The organism is Novosphingobium lentum NBRC 107847, assembly GCF_001590965.1.
GTDB classification, from domain to species: Bacteria; Pseudomonadota; Alphaproteobacteria; order Sphingomonadales; family Sphingomonadaceae; genus Novosphingobium; species Novosphingobium lentum.
Map to the genome: position 1 here is coordinate 26,259 of NZ_BCTW01000025.1, position 18,768 is coordinate 45,026.

At 67.6% G+C, this 18,768-nt stretch carries 20 protein-coding genes; 8 read left to right on the forward strand and 12 right to left on the reverse strand.

Annotated elements, in window-relative coordinates; all coding sequences use genetic code 11:
* Positions 1 to 85: 85 nt before the first annotated feature.
* The 3 genes from NL2_RS18245 to NL2_RS18255 all read left to right on the forward strand — a co-directional run bounded on the left by NL2_RS18245 (position 86) and on the right by NL2_RS18255 (position 2,590).
* On the forward strand, positions 86 to 751 hold the full coding sequence (locus NL2_RS18245) for a Tim44/TimA family putative adaptor protein (protein WP_068077488.1): 666 nt from the start codon (positions 86 to 88) through the stop codon (positions 749 to 751).
* Positions 752 to 996: 245 nt separating this feature from the next.
* Positions 997 to 1,995 (forward strand): murein transglycosylase A, encoded by a 999-nt coding sequence (mltA, locus tag NL2_RS18250; RefSeq protein WP_439646909.1) that lies wholly within the window; start codon positions 997 to 999, stop codon positions 1,993 to 1,995.
* 43 nt (positions 1,996 to 2,038) lie between these two features.
* A complete protein-coding gene (locus NL2_RS18255) occupies positions 2,039 to 2,590 on the forward strand; it encodes a Smr/MutS family protein (RefSeq protein WP_245647754.1) in 552 nt (183 codons plus the stop codon).
* Here the strand turns inward: NL2_RS18255 and dapE are convergent.
* From dapE to NL2_RS18270, 3 genes are all read right to left on the reverse strand, one after another.
* Positions 2,574 to 3,731 (reverse strand): succinyl-diaminopimelate desuccinylase, encoded by a 1,158-nt coding sequence (gene dapE, locus NL2_RS18260; protein ID WP_068077430.1) that lies wholly within the window; start codon positions 3,729 to 3,731, stop codon positions 2,574 to 2,576. The genes NL2_RS18255 and dapE overlap by 17 nt on opposite strands.
* On the reverse strand, positions 3,728 to 4,393 hold the full coding sequence (locus tag NL2_RS18265) for a glutathione S-transferase family protein (protein ID WP_068077432.1): 666 nt from the start codon (positions 4,391 to 4,393) through the stop codon (positions 3,728 to 3,730). Before NL2_RS18265 ends, dapE begins: the two co-directional genes overlap by 4 nt.
* A gap of 451 nt (positions 4,394 to 4,844) precedes the next feature.
* The gene (locus NL2_RS18270) at positions 4,845 to 5,252 is read right to left on the reverse strand and encodes a hypothetical protein (RefSeq protein WP_068077434.1); all 408 of its coding nucleotides are present in this window, start codon (positions 5,250 to 5,252) and stop codon (positions 4,845 to 4,847) included.
* Positions 5,253 to 5,429: 177 nt separating this feature from the next.
* On the opposite strand from NL2_RS18270, the gene NL2_RS18275 reads away from it, so the two are divergent.
* A complete protein-coding gene (locus tag NL2_RS18275) occupies positions 5,430 to 6,608 on the forward strand; it encodes a right-handed parallel beta-helix repeat-containing protein (protein ID WP_084356203.1) in 1,179 nt (392 codons plus the stop codon).
* Positions 6,609 to 6,629: 21 nt separating this feature from the next.
* On the opposite strand, the gene yihA is transcribed toward NL2_RS18275, so the two are convergent.
* From yihA to rpmH, 5 genes are all read right to left on the reverse strand, one after another.
* A complete protein-coding gene (gene yihA, locus NL2_RS18280; protein WP_084356207.1) occupies positions 6,630 to 7,298 on the reverse strand; it encodes a ribosome biogenesis GTP-binding protein YihA/YsxC in 669 nt (222 codons plus the stop codon).
* A 29-nt stretch (positions 7,299 to 7,327) separates the two neighbouring features.
* Positions 7,328 to 9,118, reverse strand: a complete 1,791-nt coding sequence (gene yidC, locus NL2_RS18285) for a membrane protein insertase YidC (RefSeq protein ID WP_068077438.1) — start codon at positions 9,116 to 9,118, stop codon at positions 7,328 to 7,330.
* A gap of 83 nt (positions 9,119 to 9,201) precedes the next feature.
* Positions 9,202 to 9,411: a membrane protein insertion efficiency factor YidD gene (gene yidD, locus NL2_RS18290; RefSeq protein ID WP_068077440.1), complete on the reverse strand. Its 210-nt coding sequence runs from the start codon at positions 9,409 to 9,411 to the stop codon at positions 9,202 to 9,204.
* A complete protein-coding gene (gene rnpA, locus NL2_RS18295; protein WP_245647755.1) occupies positions 9,408 to 9,815 on the reverse strand; it encodes a ribonuclease P protein component in 408 nt (135 codons plus the stop codon). The genes yidD and rnpA overlap by 4 nt, the downstream gene beginning before the upstream one ends.
* 38 nt (positions 9,816 to 9,853) lie before the next feature.
* Complete coding sequence (rpmH, locus tag NL2_RS18300; RefSeq protein ID WP_068077445.1) at positions 9,854 to 9,988, reverse strand: 50S ribosomal protein L34; 135 nt, start codon at positions 9,986 to 9,988, stop codon at positions 9,854 to 9,856.
* 206 nt (positions 9,989 to 10,194) lie between these two features.
* On the opposite strand from rpmH, the gene NL2_RS18305 reads away from it, so the two are divergent.
* Entirely contained in the window at positions 10,195 to 11,508 is a 1,314-nt protein-coding gene (locus NL2_RS18305) for a sensor histidine kinase (protein ID WP_068077447.1), read from the forward strand.
* 182 nt (positions 11,509 to 11,690) lie between these two features.
* Here the strand turns inward: NL2_RS18305 and NL2_RS18310 are convergent, their stop codons facing one another.
* From NL2_RS18310 to NL2_RS18325, 4 genes are all read right to left on the reverse strand, one after another.
* Positions 11,691 to 14,015, reverse strand: a complete 2,325-nt coding sequence (locus NL2_RS18310) for a CDC48 family AAA ATPase (protein WP_068077449.1) — start codon at positions 14,013 to 14,015, stop codon at positions 11,691 to 11,693.
* 305 nt (positions 14,016 to 14,320) lie between these two features.
* Entirely contained in the window at positions 14,321 to 15,091 is a 771-nt protein-coding gene (locus NL2_RS18315) for a class I SAM-dependent methyltransferase (RefSeq protein WP_157083253.1), read from the reverse strand.
* 76 nt (positions 15,092 to 15,167) lie between these two features.
* Positions 15,168 to 15,635, reverse strand: a complete 468-nt coding sequence (locus tag NL2_RS18320; RefSeq protein WP_068077453.1) for a hypothetical protein — start codon at positions 15,633 to 15,635, stop codon at positions 15,168 to 15,170.
* A 41-nt stretch (positions 15,636 to 15,676) separates the two neighbouring features.
* Entirely contained in the window at positions 15,677 to 16,462 is a 786-nt protein-coding gene (locus NL2_RS18325; RefSeq protein WP_068077455.1) for a universal stress protein, read from the reverse strand.
* 199 nt (positions 16,463 to 16,661) lie between these two features.
* On the opposite strand from NL2_RS18325, the gene NL2_RS18330 reads away from it, so the two are divergent.
* Genes NL2_RS18330 through NL2_RS18340 form a run of 3 tightly spaced genes read left to right on the forward strand, consistent with a single transcriptional unit; the run spans position 16,662 to position 18,750 of the window.
* Complete coding sequence (locus NL2_RS18330) at positions 16,662 to 17,375, forward strand: HAD-IA family hydrolase (RefSeq protein ID WP_068077457.1); 714 nt, start codon at positions 16,662 to 16,664, stop codon at positions 17,373 to 17,375.
* On the forward strand, positions 17,372 to 18,091 hold the full coding sequence (locus NL2_RS18335) for a CoA transferase subunit A (protein WP_068077459.1): 720 nt from the start codon (positions 17,372 to 17,374) through the stop codon (positions 18,089 to 18,091). The genes NL2_RS18330 and NL2_RS18335 overlap by 4 nt, the downstream gene beginning before the upstream one ends.
* Entirely contained in the window at positions 18,091 to 18,750 is a 660-nt protein-coding gene (locus NL2_RS18340; RefSeq protein WP_068077460.1) for a CoA transferase subunit B, read from the forward strand. Before NL2_RS18335 ends, NL2_RS18340 begins: the two co-directional genes overlap by 1 nt.
* The last annotated feature ends 18 nt before the right edge of the window (positions 18,751 to 18,768 follow it).

Below are 18,768 nucleotides of genomic sequence, written 5' to 3' on the forward strand. Positions count from 1 at the left end.
CGCGTTGAGCCATATTCTGGGCGGCGCGCGATCTGGCGGGAATTTGGGCGTGAGCGGTAGCATAGTCGAAATCGTGATCCTGGCGATGGTCGCCGCGTTCCTCGGACTGCGGCTCTATTCCGTACTCGGTCGCCGTCCTGAACAGAACGAAGAACCCTTGCGCCGGATCGAACAGCCCGACGCACTGCGTTCGGCGCGCCCGGTGGCGCCCGCCGCGCCCAAGGTTGCGGCTGAAAATCCCGCCACGAACGCCCGGCCCTTGCGCGAACTGCCGCTGGCCGAACGGCCCGGTTTCCTGCCCGCCGCCGAAACCGGCATTCGCGCCATCGTCGCTGCCGATCGCCGTTTCGACGTCGGCCTGTTCGTGGCCGGCGCGCGCGGCGCCTATGGCATGGTGCTCGAAGCGTTCTGGCGCGGCGACAAGGACGAACTTTCGCAACTGTGCGACAGCGACGTCTACCAAGGCTTTGTCGATGCCATCGATGTGCGTACGGCTGCGGGCGAAACGGTCGATAACCGCCTGATCCGGATCGAGGAAGCCAGCGTCGTCTCGGCCGATTTCGAGGCGCCCATCGCGCGGATCACGGTGCGCTTCGTTGCCGACATCGCCACGGTCACGCGCAACGCCGAAGGCGCGGTGATTGCCGGATCGCTGGACGATGCGCTGGAAAGCCGCGACGTGTGGACGTTCTCGCGCGATCTCACCTCGCGCGATCCCAATTGGCTGCTCGACGAAACCGACGAAGGCTAGACCGCACGTTGGGGTGGGGTGGAATGCGAGGTAGCCTGCGGCGCGCCTGCCTCATGGCAGCGTTGATGCTGCTGGCAGGTTGCGTCAGGCTAGTTCCCGAAGGCCATGGCCCCGGCGCCGTCTCCCGCCCTTTGCCGCCTTCGTCTGTCGTAGCGCCGCCCGTCCCCGCAACCGCGCTGCTCAGCGGGGTCCGGCCGGGCCCGCCCGTCACCAGTCTGGGTCTGCGCCAGCCGAATGCGGCCGGTGTGCTGGGTTCTTTCATCGAAAGCTGCCCGCGCCTGGTCCAGCGCAACGATGCGAGCGGGCTGACCAGCGGCACCGACTGGCAAGCCGCCTGCGCCGCCGCACCCGCCTGGCCCGCAAGCAATGCCGCCGGTTTCTTCGCCAGCTATTTCGAAACCGCCGAAGTGTCCGATGGCGCGACATTCGTGACCGGCTACTACGAACCGGAGATTTCCGGCGTCCGCGTCCGCCAGCCCGGGTTCGACGTACCGGTCTACGGCCTGCCCGCCGATCTCGTCCGCGCCCGTCCCGGCGATGCGCCGCCCACGGCCTCGGGCAACCAGCCGCTGGGCCGCTATGACCCGGCGACCGGTCAGTTCGCGCCCTATTTCGAGCGTGGGGAGATCGAGGACGGGGGACTGGCGGCGCGTGGGCTGGAGATCGCCTGGGCGGCCGATCCGATCGATTTCTTCTTCCTCCAGATCCAGGGCTCGGGCCGGCTGCGCGCGCCCGATGGATCGGTGATGCATATCGGCTATGCCGGCCAGAATGGGCGCGAATACGCCGGTATCGGCTCGCTGATGCGCCAGCGCGGACTGATCGGCACCGCGCCGGGACAATACGCCGGATCGATGCAGGGCATCGTCCAGTACCTCCACGACCACTCCGATGAAGGCCGCGCGCTGATGCGCGAGAACAAGAGCTGGGTGTTCTTCAAGGAAATCGGCGGCGACGGCCCGCTTGGCGCGTTGGGCGTGCCGGTGCGCGGTCGCACCAGCGTGGCCGCCGACCCGGCATTCGTCCCGCTCGGCGCGCCGGTGTGGCTCTCGGTCGATCGCGGCGAGGCGAGCGGCTTGTGGGTGGCGCAGGATACCGGCGGGGCGATCAAGGGCGCCAACCGCTTCGACAGCTTCTGGGGTGCCGGGCCCGACGCCAAGGCCGTGGCGGGCGGAATGAGCGCGCGCGGCAAGGCGCTGCTGCTGCTGCCCAAGGGCACGCTGGCGCGGATCAGGCCGCGATGAGCCTCGCTCCGATCAGCCCCATCCGGTGAGGCCGCCGCGCGGCTTGAGCGCCGAGGAAGCCGCGCTGTGGAGCCGCGTCACCGCCACGATCGCCCCGCTGCATGCCAAGCCCACTCGCGTCGAGGTTGCCGCAGTGCCGCCCGCCGAACCAACCTCTGCCCCGCCAGCCAAGCGCGTGCGCGGCCGGGTGCCGCCCGCCCGCATTGCACCGCCTCCGCCGGTTCCGCCCAGGACGGTGCCCGTCCGCCACGGCCTCGATTCCTCGTGGGACCGCAAGCTGGCGCGGGGGTCGGTGGAGCCCGACGTCACCATCGACCTGCACGGGCTGGGGCTCGATGCGGCGCATGCCCGGCTCGATGCCGCGCTGGGGCAGGCGCTGGCGATGGGCGCGCGGGTCATGCTGCTGATCGCCGGCAAGGCCAGGCCGCACGATGAAACCGATTCGCGCGGCGGCCAGCGCGGGGTCATCCGCGCCCGGCTGGTCGACTGGCTGGCAGCCGGGCCGCATTCGGGCCGCATCGCCGCGATCCGCCCGGCCCAGCCGCGCCACGGCGGCGCGGGCGCGGTCTACATCGTGCTCAGGAAGCCGCGCTGAGCGCAGCCAGGGTGATGCGAGCATAAATCCGCGCCAGCACGCCAAGGTCGGCCACCGCCACGGCTTCGTCGGTCTTGTGCATCGTCGCGTTGGACAGGCCGAATTCGATCACCGGGCACAGCGCCCGCAGAAACCGCGCGTCCGACGTGCCGCCGGTGGTCGAAAGCTCCGGCGTCACCCCGGTTTCCGCGACGATCGCGTCGGCCACCAGCGCCGAAAACGCCCCGGGCAGGGTGATGAAGCTTTCGCCAGAGATCACCGCATGGACGCTGCCACCGTGGCGTGCGGCGATGTCCTCGACCCGCGCCACCAGGTCCGCGCCGGTGTGCAGATCGTTGAACCGGATCGACAATCTGGCCCGCGCCTCGGCGGGGATGACGTTGGTCGCGGGGTTGCCGACGGCGATGTCGGTCACTTCGAGGTTCGACGGCTGGAACCAGTCGCTGCCCTGGTCGAGCACGATTGCATCGAGTTCGGCGAGCAGCGCGACCAGTTTCGTGCACGGGTTGTCGGCCAGATGCGGATAGGCGACGTGGCCCTGGCTGCCCCTGACCGTGAGCCACAGGTTGACCGATCCGCGCCGCCCGATCTTGACCATGTCGCCCAGCCGCTGGACCGAGGTCGGCTCGCCCACCAGGCACAAGTCGGGCACCGCGCCGATACGGCGGATATGCTCGATCAGCGGCACTGTGCCGAACCGCGCCGGGCCTTCCTCGTCGCCGGTGATGATGAAGCTCAGCGTCCCCGCCCCGGCCGGAACTTGCGCCACCGCCACGATCATCGCCGCGATCGCGCCCTTCATGTCGACCGCGCCGCGACCGTAGAGCAAGTCACCGCGCCGTTCGGGTGCAAACGGCGCGCTGGCCCAGCCCTCGCCCGGCGGCACCACGTCGACATGCCCGGCAAACGCGAAGTGGCGGCTGCCGACTGGCCCTTGGCGGATGGCGTAAAGGTTTTCGACTGGCCCATCGGGCGCGTCGCCAACGGTGAAGCGGTGCACCGCGAACCCCAGCGGCGCCAGCATGCCCTCAAGACAATCGAACACCAGCCCCGCCGCCGGGGTGACGCTGGGGCATTCGATCAGCCGCTCGGCCAGTTCGACCGGATCGAGCGCGGCAGCAACGGGATCGCCCCCGCTCATGCCCGCGCCGGCTCCTCGAACTTCTCGATCACCCAGTCTTCGGCCTCGGCGGCGGCGATCCATGCCTGCAGCCATTCGTGTTCCCACACCGCCTGCATATAGGCCACGGCAAAGCCCGGCACCGGGATGGCATATGTGATGAACCGCGAGACCACCGGGGCGTAGATGATGTCGGCCGCGCCGAACGCGCCGAACAGGAACGGCCCGCCCTTGCCGAACCGCGCCCGCGCCTCGGCCCACAGCGTCAGGATGCGCACGATGTCGGCGCGTGCCTCGTCGGTCACCGGATGGCCTTCGCCGCGCTTGCGGATGTTCATCGGATGCTGGCGACGCAGCGCGAGATAGCTCGAATGCATTTCCGCGACCATCGATCGCGCCATGCCGCGCGCCGTTTCGTCCTTGGGCCAGAACCGGTCGCGCCCGACTTTGTCCGCCAGGAAATCGATGATCGCCAGACTGTCCCACACCACGGTCTCGCCGTCCCACAGGATCGGCACTTTGCCCGACGACGGCGCCAGATCGTCGCCCTTCTTGGCCTCGTCCCACTCGTCGCCATACAGCGGGACGGTGATCTCCTCGAATGCCACGCCCGATTGCTTGGCCGCCAGCCAGCCGCGCAAGCTCCAGCTCGAATAGTTCTTGTTGCCGATGATGAGCTTCACGGGCGGTTCCCCCAACCAGCCAGCGCGCCGGTGCCGATTCGGCCTAGCCGTTCACCGGGGGACTGTCGAGACTGAACGGGGCTAAGCTGGAAGGTCACGAAGTTGACGAAGTTTACACACCCCTGCGCGGGGGTTTGGGCCTTCCCTTGGCACGCGCCCGTGGGCGTTGAAAAATGGGCTGGGAAAGGCGGACGCAGGGGCATGGGCGGAGAATGGCAGGTGGGGGGCGTGTAGGACAGAGGAATTGGGGTGATTTTTGCATGGCGGGAAGCAGACCTTGACGGACATTCTCATAACACTCGATGTCTCCCCTCGCACCGCCGTGTCCGGAGGCGCGATGGATGCTGAAACGAGTTCAGCATGACGCGGTTGGGTTGAGGTTGGCGCGTGTCCTTCGACAGGCTCAGGATGAGCGGGGGTGGGTTGGGAGGGATTGGCCGTTTGTCCGCCCTCACCTCCGCACTTGCGCTCGCCCCGTCATCAGCCATGCCGAGCACAGCACCGCGCCCAGCAGCGCGACGACGTTGAGCACTTTATCGACCGGGCCGTACATGCCCAGATGCGTCATGTGATAGGCGAAGTGGGGCAGGTTGAAGAGCAGCGTCGCGAAGCCGACCGCGAACGGGGTGACGAGCAGTGGGCGCAGCAGGCCCAGACCGGCAAGGCCGCCGACCATCAGGTACGCGGCGCCAGTATCGCGGACGAGATGCTGGTTGTAAGGCCCGTCGACCGACACCCACGTCAGGCCAAAACCGGGGAACGCGCTGTAAAAGAGCGCCGGAAAACCGCAGGCCCAGATGCCCACGACCAGACCCGTAACGGCCAGATAGGCAAGTGCGGCGCGCGTGATTGCTGGCATGTCTCTGTCCCGAACGCGGCATTGTGCCGATCCCCGTCACTGTCGGGTTTTGCTTGCCAGCTGGGTACAGCATCGTGCGCGAAATCCGAACATCGATCCTGACCGCCGCGCTGGACCGCATGGCCACGGCGGCGTAACCTACGCCGATCCTTGCCCGCAAACCCGGAACAATCCTGCATGGCTGCGTCGCGCCTCATCGCCTGCCTCCCGATGCCCCGCTTCGTGCGCCACCTAATGCGCCTGGCCCCGGCGGCGCTGGTGCTGGTCGCGGCAGTCACCGGGACCGTCGCCGGGGCGGCGAACAGACCTGTGTCAGGTGCGCTCGTGATCGACGGGAAGGATGGCCTGGTCATCGAAGGCGTCCACATCCGGACCACCAGGGGCGATTGCCTGCGCATCACGCGATCGCGCAACATCATGGTGCGCAATTCCGAGATCGGACCGTGTGGCGGCAATGGCGTACGCATTGCGGGAGGCGACGGCATCACGATCGTCGACAGCTATATCCACCCGCAGACGCAAAGCGTGGGATGTTGCGATGCGCATGATGGCGTGTTTGCCGTGGGAACGTCCCGCCTGCGCATCCAGGGCAACGTCATTGCCTATGGCGAATCCAACATCGAAATCCACGACAGCAGCCACGTGACGGCGAAAGGGAACTTCCTGCTCAATCCGCGCGGACCGTTTCCGCGCGGGCAGAACTTCCAGTGCTGGAGCCATGCCGGCGATGGCACCGGGCCGGGCTGCAGCGACATCACGGTGGACAACAATTATGCCCTGTCGAGCCGCGTGGCGGGACGCTGGCTGTTTCCCGAAGCGACGCAGGATTCGATCAACTTCGGCATGACGCGAAACGCCGTCGCCTCGAACAACTTCATCAGCGGCGGCCACAGCCAGGCCGGTTGCGGCCTGATCGCCGACGCCGGTGCCAGCAACGTGCGCATGACCGGCAACCGGCTGGTCGATACCGGCCAGTGCGGCATCGGCATTGCCGATGGCATCGGCAACGTGGTGGACGGCAACACGGTGTTCAATCGCACGCCGATAGGGGGAGGCGGCAACCAGGGCATCTATGTCTGGCAGTTCTATGGCGCTAAAGGTCGCTGCGCGAACACGCGGGTGGTCAACAACCTGGCGCTGTCGCTGCAGCCGGGCGGCGTTCGTTCGGGCTTCTGGAAAGGCCCGGGTTGCGACCCGCTGGTGCTTGCCCACAATCGCTTCGCCGCCGAGGCGGAAGCCGCGTTCGCCAGCGCGGAGCAGTCGATGCGCCCGCCGCCGATCCCGCCGGAACCTTATGCCTGCGCGGTGAAGTCGCCGTACACCAACAATCGGGCGCGGCCGTCCTGCGGGAACTGACCGCCCGATCGATCGCCCCGCCTAAAGCCCCGCATCCTCCAGCACCGCGCAGCGCAGTTCCTCGATGCCCATCTTGCCTTCGGCCGAGGTGGCGATCACTTGCGGGTAGGCGGCGGTGCGCTTGCGCGCTTCGGCTAGGGTTGCCTGCACCACGGCGTCGAGATCGCTGGCCTTGATCTTGTCGGCCTTGGTCAGCACGAGGCGATAGCCGACGGCGGCCTCGTCGAGCATCTGCATCATTTCGGCGTCGATCGGCTTCACCCCGTGGCGGCTGTCGATCAGCAGCAGGCAGCGTTTGAGCACGTGCCGCCCACGCAGGAAATCGCGCACCAGCCGGCGCCATTGCTCGGCCACGCTGTGCGGCGCCTTGGCAAAGCCGTAGCCGGGCATATCGACCAGCCGCAGCTTGGTCGGATCGCCGACCTCGAAGAAGTTCAGTTCCTGCGTGCGCCCCGGCGTAACCGAAGCGCGTGCGATCGACTTGCGCCCGGTCAGCGCGTTGAGCAGCGACGACTTGCCCACGTTCGAGCGCCCGGCAAACGCGATCTCGGGAAATTCGGGATCGGGCAGGAATTTCAGCGCTGGCGCCGACTTGAGGAAATCGACGCGCCCGGCGAACAACAGCCGCGCACGCTCAATCTCCTCGGGCGTGGCCGCATCGGGCGCGGCCGCCTGATAGTCCGCCGGCAGCGCATCGCCGGTTGCGCGGTGAGGATCGCTCACCGTGATTTGGGCTTGTTCGCGGCTGGCTTGTCGCGCGCCACGATCCGGGCGACGTCCTGCGCGGTCTTGTCGGCCTGCACCTTCAGCTGCGGATGGCGGCTGTAGAGGTACTTCTGCTGCGCAATGGTCAGGCAGTTGGAGGTGATCCAGTAGATCAGCAGCCCGGCGGCGAACGGCGCCATCACGAACATCATCACCCACGGCATCAGCCCCATCATCTGCTGCTGCGCCGGGTCCATCGCCGCCGGGTTCAGCTTGAACTGGAAGTACATCGTGATGCCCAGCAGGATCGCGAGCAGGCCGATCGCCAGGAAGCCCGGCGGGGTGAACGGCAGCGCACCGAACAGGTTGAGCACGTGCAGCGGATCGGGCGCGGACAGATCGTGGATCCAGCCGACGAATGGCTGGTGACGCATCTCGATGGTCAGCACCAGCACCTTGTACAGCGCGAAGAACACTGGAATTTGCAGGAACACGGGCAGGCAGCCGGCGAGCGGATTGACGCCCTCTTGCTTGTACAGCGCCATGATTTCCTGCTGCTGCTTCTGCTTGTCGTCCTTGTAGCGTTCCTGCAGCACCTTCATCTTGGGCTGGATAGAGCGCATCGCCGCCATCGAGGCGAACTGGCGCTGCGCCACGGGGAACATCATCGTGCGCACGATCAGCGTGAGCAGGATGATCGCCACGCCGAAGTTGCCCACGGTGCGGAACAGCGAATCGAGCAGCCAGAAAATCGGCTTTTCGAACCAGCGGAACCAGCCCCAGTCGATCGCCAGGCTGAAGTTGGGGATGCCCGCCTTTTCATAGCGTTCGAGCATCGCGTTTTCCTTCGCCCCGGCGAAGATGCGCGTGGTCAGGCTCGATTGCGCGCCGGCTGCGACCGAGACCGGGCGGTACAGCAGGTCGGCGCGGTAGAGGTAGTTGCCCAGCGCGCGGTAATCCGCCTGCGCCGGCGCGGTCTGGTCGGGGATCAGCGACGACAGCCAGTAGATGTCGGTGAAGCCGACGAAGCCGGGCTTGCCGTCCGCCGTCATGGTGCGGCCGGGTGCCTTCATCACGTCGGCATAGTTGGTGGCAAAGCTGACCGACCCGTCGAACTGGCCGAGCGGGCCCGAATGGACGTTCCAGGTATCGAGGCTGGCGGTCTTGCGGGTGCGGTTGACCAGCGCGAACGGGCGCACCACCACCGGCGCGGCGGCGGCGTTGCTGACCGTCTGCGTGGCCGAGATCATATAGCCGTCGTCGATCGCGTAACGGATCGAATAAGTCTGGCCGGTGGCGTTGCTCCAGTGCAGCGTGACCGGGGTTTGCGGGGTCAGCTTGGCACCATCGGCCTGCCACACCGTGCCCGCGTTGGGCGCAGCGACGCCTTCGCCGACCCAGCCGGCTTGCGCGAAGTACTGCGCCGGGGTTCCGGCGGGCGAGAACAGCCGCACCGGCGGGCTGTCCTTGGCGATGGTCTGGCGGTGGCGGGTCAGCGTCAGGTCATCGAGCAGCGCGCCGGTGAGGTTGATCGACCCGGCAACGCGCGGCGCCTCGATCGGGATGCGACCGCCGGTCGCCAGGGTGGCGGCGAGATCCTTCTGCTCCAGCGCGATGTCGGTGTCGCTGGTCAGCCCGCCCTCACGCGTCGGCTTGGTCGGGGCCGCTTCGGTTGCGCCGGGCGCGAGCACGGTGGATGCCTTGTGCGCGGGCTGCGGGTAGAAGTGCCGCATGCCGGCGTCCCAGCCCAGCAGGACAAGGCCCGTGAACACCACCGCCAGGATGAGGTTGCGCTGATTCTCCACTGTGCCTGCGTCCCGTCAGATTGAAGTTGGGGTAGTACGTTTCGAGGCCGGTTTGCCCGTTCGAACAAGGGCCCTGACGCCCGTCAGGGCACCGGGTCATGTCCGTGGCCGCCCCATGGGTGGCAGCGCAATAGACGCTTCACCGCCAGCCAGCCACCCTTAATCGCGCCATGCTTTTCCAGCGCTTCGACCGCATATTGCGAGCACGACGGCATGAACCGGCATGACGGCGGCAGCACGCGCGAGGGCCCGAGTTGCCAGCCCCGCGCGATCAGGATCAGCACGCGCTTCACGGGCGTTTGCCCTTGGCATTGCGCGGTTGCCGGGGCTTGCGCGGGGCATCGCCCTTGCCCGACTTCGCCCGGTCGAGCGCCTCGGCCAATTCGCCGCGCAAGGCGGCAAAATCGCGCTCGATCCCGCCTTCGCGGCCGATCAGCACATGGTCGGCACCCGCGATCCCGGCGGTGGGCAGCGCATCACGCAACAGCGCGCGGAAACGCCGCTTCATGCGGTTGCGGACCACCGCATTGCCGATCTTCTTGGTCACGGTCACGCCGAAGCGGATGGCGCCATCGGGCGAGGCATCGCGGCGGACAAGCAGAACGAAACCGGGCCTTGCCACGCGCAAGCCCCGGTTGGCAGCCAGAAAATCGGACCGGTTGCGCAACGTCGCGATCGGCACCCCGGCATCAGCCACGGGACCGGTCGCCAGCATCGCGCCGGCCGCCGTTTCGATCAGGCCGAGAGCTTGTTGCGGCCGCGGGCGCGGCGGGCGCGCAGGATCTTGCGACCACCGGGCGTTGCGCTGCGCGTACGGAACCCATGGCGGCGGGCGCGCACGAGGTTGCTGGGCTGGAAAGTGCGCTTCATCGCTATTCGCTCTTCTTGACTAACGCCGCGCCGGCACCGGATTGGGACTTGCGCGAAACAAACAACACGGCGTCGCCGCAAGCGACGGGCCGGGAATCAGGTTGCCGCCGATAAGCCAGAGCGGATCAAACGTCAACCGCGACGGGCTACGGGCGACGTCAGCGGTCATATTGCCGCCCCCCATCCTTTTGTATAGGCGTCGCCGCATGGCAGCCGCAAACGACCAGGCAAGTGCGGCGCGTTGGCGTCTGTGGCGCAGCGGCCCCCACATCCCCAGCCTGCTGCTGTTCGTGATCGTGGCGATCGCGCTGCTGGGCACCGCGATCGCGATCCTGACCACGGTCGAGGCGGAGCGCGTCGAACGCCAGCAGGTCGAACGGACCAGCGCGGCGATCGCCTCGCTCAACGACATCATGCGCGCGACGATGAACGGCGAGACCGCGCAGCGCGGCTATTTCATCACGATCGACGAACGCTACCTCGAACCGTATTACTATGGCCGCAGCCGCTATCGGCCTGCGCTCGATCGGCTGAAACAGCTGCTCGGGACCCAGCTGTCGCCTGAGCAGCGCGATCTGGTGGCCGAGATCGAGCGCGTCGGCGACGCCAAGTGGGCCGAACTCGACGGCACCATTTCGCAGGTCCGGCAGGGCCAGATAATCGCTGCGCACAACCGCATCCTCAGCGACGAAGGCCAGCTGGCCATGCTGGCGCTGCGCAACGCGGTCGGCCGGTTGCAGGCGATCGAAGACCGCAGCCTGGCGACATCGCGATCGCGCAGCGCTGCGGCCGAAGCCCGCCTGCTGCCGGCGCTGGCCGCGCTGTTCGTGGTGATCGTGGCGGCGCTGGGGCTGGGGCTGTGGCAGGTCACGCGCACTGCCCGCGCCGAAGCCGCCGCCGCCAACGCGGCCACCATCGCCGAAGCGCGCGACCGTGCCGACCTGCTGGCGCGCGAACTGAACCACCGGGTCAAGAACCTGTTCGCGGTGATCCTGGCGATCGTGCGCATGACCGGCAAGGGCGACATGGCCGCCAAGCCCGTGATCGACCGCATTACCAACCGCCTGCAGGCGCTGGTCACCGCGCACGAAGTCAGCCAGGGCGCGCCTGACCGCCCGGTGGTGGACCTGGCCGAGCTCGTCGCGACCGCGATCGCGCCCTACCGGTCGGACAGCGAGCGGTGCGAGCTCGACGGCGGCCGACTGATCCTGTCGGCGCGGCTGGCGGTGCCGATCGGGCTGGTGCTGCACGAACTGGTGACCAACGCGGTGAAGTACGGCGCGTGGGCCAAGCCCGGCGGGCTGCTCAAGGTCAGCTGGCGCGAGAGCGGCGGCCGCGTGCGGCTCGACTGGGAGGAACTGTGCGAGGCCGGCGAGTGGTCGGGCGAGCAGGCCGATGCCCGCGAAGGCTTCGGCTCCATGCTGATCCGCAGCTCCGCCCAGCAGCTGGGCGGTACGATCGACCGCAGCTTCGGCACACGCGGCGTGGTGGTGCGGATCGACTTTCCGGCGGAAGCGTAAACACCTGCGCTCCCGCGAAGGCGGGAGTCTCGGGCGGCAGCGCAGACCAGTTGTGCTTGCAGGCCTAAGGTCCCCGCCTTCGCGGGGACGCACATCGGGGCGAGTCCCTTTTCCCGTCTCGCAGCTAGCGCGGGTGACCAGCGCCAGCTGATCCCGATCAACGCATCCTGACCTTCACCCCATCACCCATGCTTCGCATCGCGGGTCGAGCTGACCATGCCGGGGACGATGAAGCCCAGCGGGCCGGGTTCCATCGCACGGCGTTTGAGCTCGCCCTTCATCTTGCCGTATTCCTCTTCCATCTCGGGCGTGACCGTGGCGCGGCTGTCCTCCAGCGCGTCCTCGAAATCGGCGCGGGTCACCTGGCTGACCGCGCCGCCGTCGCGCCGGATCGCGGCAAGGCCGGCGCGGCGCACCACGTCTTCCAGATCCGCGCCGGTGAAGCGTTCGGTGCGCGCCGCGATGATCGCCAGATCGACGTCGCCCGCCAATGGCATCTGCTTGGTGTGGATGCCCAGGATGCGCAGTCGCCCCGCCTCGCCCGGCGTGCCGACATAGACCAGCTCGTCGAAGCGGCCGGGGCGCAGCAGCGCCGGATCGACCAGGTTGGGGCGGTTGGTCGCGCCGATCAGCACCACCGACTGCAGTTCTTCCAGCCCGTCCATTTCGGCCAGGATGGTGTTGACGACGCGCGCGGTCGCCTGCGGTTCGCTGGCACCGCTGCCGCGTGCGGGCACCAGGCTGTCGATCTCGTCGATGAACACGATGCACGGCGCAACCTGCCGCGCGCGGGCAAACAGCCGGGCGATCTGCTGTTCGCTTTCGCCGTACCATTTGCTGAGCAGGTCGGACGACTTGATCGCGATGAAGTTGGCTTCCGCCTCTTTCGCCACCGCCTTGGCGAGCAGCGTCTTGCCCGTGCCCGGCGGGCCATAGAGCAGGAAGCCCTTGGCCGGGCGGATGCCCAGCCGGTGGAACGCCTCGGGGTTCTTCAGCGGCAGTTCGACGCCTTCGCGCAGCTTCTCCTGCGCCTCGTCCAGCCCGCCGATGTCGGCCCAGCCCACGGTCGGCGCCTGCACCATCACTTCGCGCATGGCGCTCGGCTGCACGCGCTTGAGCGCACCGATGAAATCGTCGCGTTCCACCCGCAGCGCGTCGAGCACTTCGGGCGGGATGGTCTGCTGGTCGAAATCGAGCTTGGGCATGATCCGCCGCACCGCGTCGATCGCCGCCTCGCGCGTCAGTGCGGCCAGGTCCGCGCCGACGAAGCCGTGCGTGGTGCGCGCCAGTTCCTGCAAATCCACGCCATCGCCCAGCGGCATGCCGCGGGTGTGGATGCCCAGGATCTCGCGCCGGCCGCTTTCATCGGGCACGCCGACCACGATCTCGCGGTCGAACCGGCCGGGCCGGCGCAATGCCTCATCGATCGCGTCGGGGCGGTTGGTGGCGGCGATGACCACGAGATTGGAGCGCGACTGCAGCCCGTCCATCAGCGTCAGCAGCTGCGCGACGAGGCGCTTTTCCGCCTCGCCGTGCACCTGGTCGCGCTTGGGCGCGATCGAATCGATCTCGTCGATAAAGATGATCGCGGGCGCGTTCTTGGTCGCTTCCTCGAACACTTCGCGCAGGCGCTTTTCGCTTTCGCCATAAGCAGAACCCATGATTTCCGGGCCGTTGATGACGAAGAAGTTGGCGTCGCTTTCGCTCGCCACCGCGCGCGCCAGCCGGGTCTTGCCGGTGCCCGGCGGGCCGTGCAGCAGCACACCCTTCGGCGGATCGACGCCCAGCCGGGTGAACAGTTCGGGATAGCGCAGCGGCAGCTCGACCATCTCGCGCAGCTGCTTGATCGTGTCGCCCATCCCGCCGACATCGTCATAATTCACGTCGGCGCGGCCATCGCGCGGGTCCTCGAACTCGGCGCGCAGCTCGACTTCGGTGTTCTCGTCGATGTGGACGATGCCCTTGGGCATGGTCGAGACCACCGACAGGCGGATCTGGGTCAGCGCGAACGCCGGCGCGTTGAGCATCTGGCGCAGTTGCGGCGGCATGTTGTCGCGATCGACCTGCTGCTGGCCGGCGGTGGCGACCAGATCGCCGGTCACCAGCGGGCGGCCGAAGAAGTTGCGCTTCAGCGCCACCGCCGGGCCCTGCAAGCGCAGCTCGCGCTGCGCGGGCGCGAACACCACGCGTTGTGCCGGGCGCGATTCGATGCGGCGGATCTCGACATGCTCGCCCGAACCGACTTGCGCGTTGGCGCGCTGCAACCCGTCGAGCCGGATCAACTGGAGCCCTTCGTCCTCGGGATAGGGCAGCACCGCGCGCGCGGCGGTGGAACGCTTGCCGATGATTTCGATGATATCGCCCTCGGTCACGCCGATCTGCGCCATGATCTGGCGGCCGATCCGGGCGATGCCGTGGCCGCTTTCTTCCTGGCGCGCGCCCGCCACCTGCAGGCGCGCGGTCTTGCCTGCCGTCGCGGTGTCGATCGCCGTGCTCGCGTCTGCCATGGGCTGTCCCGTCCGTGTTCAGTGATTGCGTAAAGCGAAGCTAGGAACTGGTCGGCGACTTTGCAAACGGCTGGGCCATTGCGGGCGCCGGCAGCCGGGCCGCTCATCGTCCGACAGCCTAACGCTGGGGCGACCCGTGGGTGCCGGAACGCAGGACAAAAAAAGGCCTGGTCGTTTCCGACCAGGCCTTGGAAGTTTTGGGAGAGGATGCCTGAAAGGCCATTTTGATATGCTCCCACCCCCATTATTGTGCAAGTGCGAAATAGGTAATCGTAGTTGCAGTTTACGCAATTCAGGGCCTGAATCTACGCAGGTCTGCGAAATTTGAGCACGAAGCGGTCGGTCTTTCCGCGCACGGAGGGATCGAAAACGTTGGCAGTGTGCTGATCTTCGCTGCGGTGCAGCACGTCGGTTTGCCCCACGAACACAAATCCTGCTTTTTCAAGGTCGGCGCGCACGCGTGCCGGATCGATGCGGTGGAACTTCTCGACCACCTCGCGCGGATCGCCCGCCGGGCCGACGTGATCGGCGATCACCACCATCCCGCCCGGCTTCACCGCCGCGAACCAGCCGCGCAGCACCGCATCGACATCGAGCAGCGGGTGGTGGAACTTTTCGGAGACGAAATAGAGGTCGTGGTATTCCAGATGCGCGAAAATCGCATCGACGCTGCGCGGCGCCAGCGCCATCTGGTCGTACGGCGCGACCAGCGGCAGGACGTTGGCGTGGGCTTGTGCGACCGCACCGAGCGTTTCGGCCTTGAACCCGGTCGGCGGGACCATGGCATAGACGCGGCCCTTGGGCCCGACGACATCGGCGATCAGTTCGCTGTAGTATCCGCCGCCCGCGCCATAATCGGCCACGACGTCGCCACGCCTGAATCCGGCGAAATCGAGCACGGCGGCGGGCATCCGCCCCTCGTCAAGCGTGCGGTTGGCCTCGCTGCGCGCCGGATCGGCCACGGCGCACGCATCGTCTGCCGGGCTGGCGATGGCGGGGGCTGAGGCCAGTCCAGCCGTGGCCAGCGCGGCGAAGCCCGCGAGCCCGAGCAACTTTCGTCTGATGTTCGTCGTCACGGCGCACACTCCCCGCATGGCTGGTTGATACCTGCCAGTCTGATGCCTGCCAAGCTTATGCATACCAGTCTGGGGATCAACCGCCGCCGGCGCAACCGCGCTGCACGTCGGGACCGATTTCGCGCGTGGCGGTGTAGGCCCAGACTTTGTCCTCCTGGCCATCGCTGCACGGCCCCGCTGCCAGCGTCAGCAGGATCGGCTTGCCGTCGATCGACCCGGCGTAGGCGACGGTGTCGCGCGTGGCTGTGCGCTTCACCGCGATGCGCGTGCCCTGCGGAAAGTCGCGGGTGATGTACATGAGGAAGCCGCCATCGATCTTCGCCGACCAGTCGGGCGCCGTGCCGCGAGCAGTGAGACGCGCGGGGGGATCGATCGGCGCGGGCGCAGGCGTGGGCGTGGCGGTCGGCAAGGTTGGGGCGGCAGGCTGGGCAGCGGCGACGTTGGCGGCTTCATGGCTGGCGGCCGGTTCTGTGCGATCACAGGCGGCCAGCGAAACGCTGATCAGACCGGCGACAAGGACGTGACAAGGTGCTCGTTTCAGCATTGCGACCGTTCTCCAGCCCCCGTCTGCGGGCGGCTTAGCGGTCAATGCGCCAGGAGCAAAGCCCTGTCCGACTGGCCGAGCAGCGTGCGCGACACGCCGCCCAGCAGCAGTTCGCGCAACCGGCTGTGGCCATAGACACCCATCACCACCAGCCCGCAGTCCAGCGTGGCGGCGGTCTGCGCGATCACGCCCGCGACCGTTCCGCCGGCCCCGATCTGCGCATTGTGCAGTTCGGCGTGGATGTCGTGACGCGACAGATAGCGCAGCGCCTCGCCCGGATCGCTTTCGAGCCCGTCCTCACCCACGGCGAGCACATGGACCGCTGCCGCCAGTTTCAGCAGCGGCAGCGCCGCGCGCATCGCGTTGGCGGCCTCGCGCGATCCGTTCCACGCGATCAGCACGGTGCCGTCGAACGCGAGCAGCGGCTTGCCCCTGGGCACCGCCAGCACCGGGCAGCGCACGCCGATCGCGACTTCCTTCAGCGCCACATCGTCGATCCCCATCACGATCACGTCGGCCAGCCGCGCCGCATCGCCCAGCGCCTCGACTCGATCCATGTCGGCGGTGGTGATATCGAACGGCACGTCCTGGTGGACCAGCCGTTCCTTGACCCGCACCGCCAGCGCGTCATCGTCTTCGCGCGCGACGCGAATAGCTTCGGCGGAGAGCGCCGGGCCGCCGAACGGCTCCCACGTCATCAACTGGCTCATCGGCGTGGCGATCAGCAGGCTGAGATGGCCGCGCGTCGCCCGCGCCAGCGCCAGCGCGGTCTCGAGCCGGTCGTCGAAGGCGGCCTGATGGTCTGCGGAGCATACGATCGATCGCATAAGCACGGTTCCTTGTGGCTAAGTCCGTTATGGACCTGCTGCAGCGCCTGTCATTGACGTTGGTCAACGAACGGCATCGCCACCGGGCATCAACGTCCGGGATCGCGTTTCGCCGCACGCGTGGCCGATCTGCCGCTTGCCCGGCCGCGATCGCGCGCTAAGGAAGCGGTGCAGCGCCGGCGCAGGAGCAGATGCAGGCATGAATTTCGCGGCGGTGATCTTCGATTTCGGCGGAGTGATGACCAGTTCGCCGTTCGAGGCGTTCAACCGGCTCGAGGCCGAACTGGGCGCGCCCGCCGACTTCATCCGCCGCGTCAACACCGCCAACCCGCAGGACAACGCCTGGGCACGGCTGGAGCGCGGGCTCCTGTCACGCGCGGAATTCGCCGAAGCCTTCGCCACCGAATCGGCAGCGCTGGGCCACCGGATAGACGGCACGGCGGTGCTCGCCTGCCTGGCCGGTCGCTTGCGCCCCGGCATGGTCCGCGCGCTCGACCGGCTGACCGACGCCGGCTACCGCATCGCCTGCATCACCAACAACGCGCCGTCTGGCCCCGGACAATCAGGACATGGTCCCGGCATGGCGACCGACAGTGCGGCGGCAGACCTGCTTGCACCCGTGTTCGCGCGGTTCGAGCACGTGATCGAAAGCGCCAGGGCCGGGGTGCGCAAGCCCGATCCGGCGATCTACCGGATGATGTGCGACGCGCTGGGACTGGCGCCGCGCGATTGCGTCTATCTCGACGACCTGGGGATCAACTGCAAACCGGCGGCAACGCTGGGCATGCGCGCGATCAAGGTGACAGGCGAGGCGCAGGCGCTTAGAGACTTGTCAACGATTCTCGGGCTCGACCTGGGGACAGCGGACGCCGGTTCAATGACGACGGGACCAAACACGATGGGGCACCAATGAAAAAACTCTATCCCGATGCGGCTGCCGCGCTCGACGGGCTGTTGCGCGATGGCCTGCTGATTGCCAGCGGCGGCTTCGGCCTGTGCGGCATTCCCGAACGCCTGCTCGACGCGGTGCGCGACAGCGGGGTCAAGGACCTGACGTTCGCCAGCAACAACGCGGGCATCGATGGTGAGGGCATCGGCAAGCTGCTGCGCACCCGGCAGGTCAAGAAGATGATCGCCAGCTACGTCGGCGAGAACAAGGAGTTCGAGCGCCAGTATCTTGCAGGGGAGCTCGAGGTCGAATTCTGCCCGCAAGGCACGCTGGCCGAACGCATGCGCGCCGGCGGCGCAGGCATTCCCGGTTTCTACACCCGCACCGGCGTCGGCACGCTGGTCGCCGAGGGCAAGGACGTGAAAAGCTTCGACGGGCCCAACGGCACGCAGGACTTCATCCTCGAACGCGGAATCTTCGCCGACCTCGCGCTGGTGAAGGCGTGGAAGGCGGACGAGACCGGCAACGTCGTGTTCCGCAAGACCGCGCGCAACTTCAACGTGCCCGCCGCGACCTGCGGCAAGGTCTGCATCGTGGAAGTCGAGGAAATCGTGCCCGTGGGCAGCCTCAACAACGAGGCGATCCACCTGCCCGGCGTCTATGTCCAGCGCATGATCGTGGGCGCGCCGTATGACAAGAAGATCGAATTCCGCACGGTGCGCGAAAGGGAGACGGCCTGATGACCACGCATGACGGCCTGACCAAAGGCTGGACCCGCGACCAGATGGCCGCCCGCGCCGCGCGCGAGCTGCAGGACGGCTTTTACGTCAACCTTGGCATCGGCATTCCGACGCTGGTGGCCAACCACATCCCCGATGGCATGGAAGTGACGCTGCAGTCCGAGAACGGGATGCTCGGCATCGGGCCGTTCCCGTGGGCGGGCGAGGAAGATCCCGACCTGATCAACGCGGGCAAGCAGACCATCAGCGAACTGCCGCGATCGGCCTATTTCGACAGCGCGGCGAGCTTTGCCATGATCCGTGGCGGGCACATCGACCTGACCGTGCTGGGCGCGATGGAAGTGGCCGAAAACGGCGACATCGCCAACTGGATGGTGCCCGGCAAGATGATCAAGGGCATGGGCGGGGCGATGGACCTTGTCGCTGGCGTCAAGAAAATCATCGTGGTGATGGAACACTGCGCCAAGGATGGCAGCCCCAAGTTCATCCCCGCCTGCACCCTGCCGCTGACCGGGGTGGGCGTGGTCGACATGGTCATCACCGATCTGTGCGTGTTCCAGCGGCCCGACCATGCCAGCCCGTTCAAGCTGGTGGAACTGGCGCCGGGCGTGACGGCCGAGGAAGTCGCCGCCAAGACCACCGGGCATTACGTGGCCTGAGCGCAGAACAGACCGACC

What these genes read in the sequence shown, in the direction of transcription:
- NL2_RS18245 (WP_068077488.1), top strand. Translation starts at nt 86, where the DNA reads ATGGTCGCCGCGTTCCTCGGACTGCGGCTCTATTCCGTACTCGGTCGC.
- dapE (WP_068077430.1), bottom strand. Translation starts at nt 3,731, where the DNA reads ATGAGCGGGGGCGATCCCGTTGCTGCCGCGCTCGATCCGGTCGAACTG.
- NL2_RS18270 (WP_068077434.1), bottom strand. Translation starts at nt 5,252, where the DNA reads ATGCCAGCAATCACGCGCGCCGCACTTGCCTATCTGGCCGTTACGGGT.
- NL2_RS18275 (WP_084356203.1), top strand. Translation starts at nt 5,430, where the DNA reads ATGGCTGCGTCGCGCCTCATCGCCTGCCTCCCGATGCCCCGCTTCGTG.
- rpmH (WP_068077445.1), bottom strand. Translation starts at nt 9,988, where the DNA reads ATGAAGCGCACTTTCCAGCCCAGCAACCTCGTGCGCGCCCGCCGCCAT.
- NL2_RS18305 (WP_068077447.1), top strand. Translation starts at nt 10,195, where the DNA reads ATGGCAGCCGCAAACGACCAGGCAAGTGCGGCGCGTTGGCGTCTGTGG.
- NL2_RS18310 (WP_068077449.1), bottom strand. Translation starts at nt 14,015, where the DNA reads ATGGCAGACGCGAGCACGGCGATCGACACCGCGACGGCAGGCAAGACC.
- NL2_RS18320 (WP_068077453.1), bottom strand. Translation starts at nt 15,635, where the DNA reads ATGCTGAAACGAGCACCTTGTCACGTCCTTGTCGCCGGTCTGATCAGC.
- NL2_RS18325 (WP_068077455.1), bottom strand. Translation starts at nt 16,462, where the DNA reads ATGCGATCGATCGTATGCTCCGCAGACCATCAGGCCGCCTTCGACGAC.
- NL2_RS18330 (WP_068077457.1), top strand. Translation starts at nt 16,662, where the DNA reads ATGAATTTCGCGGCGGTGATCTTCGATTTCGGCGGAGTGATGACCAGT.
- NL2_RS18335 (WP_068077459.1), top strand. Translation starts at nt 17,372, where the DNA reads ATGAAAAAACTCTATCCCGATGCGGCTGCCGCGCTCGACGGGCTGTTG.
- NL2_RS18340 (WP_068077460.1), top strand. Translation starts at nt 18,091, where the DNA reads ATGACCACGCATGACGGCCTGACCAAAGGCTGGACCCGCGACCAGATG.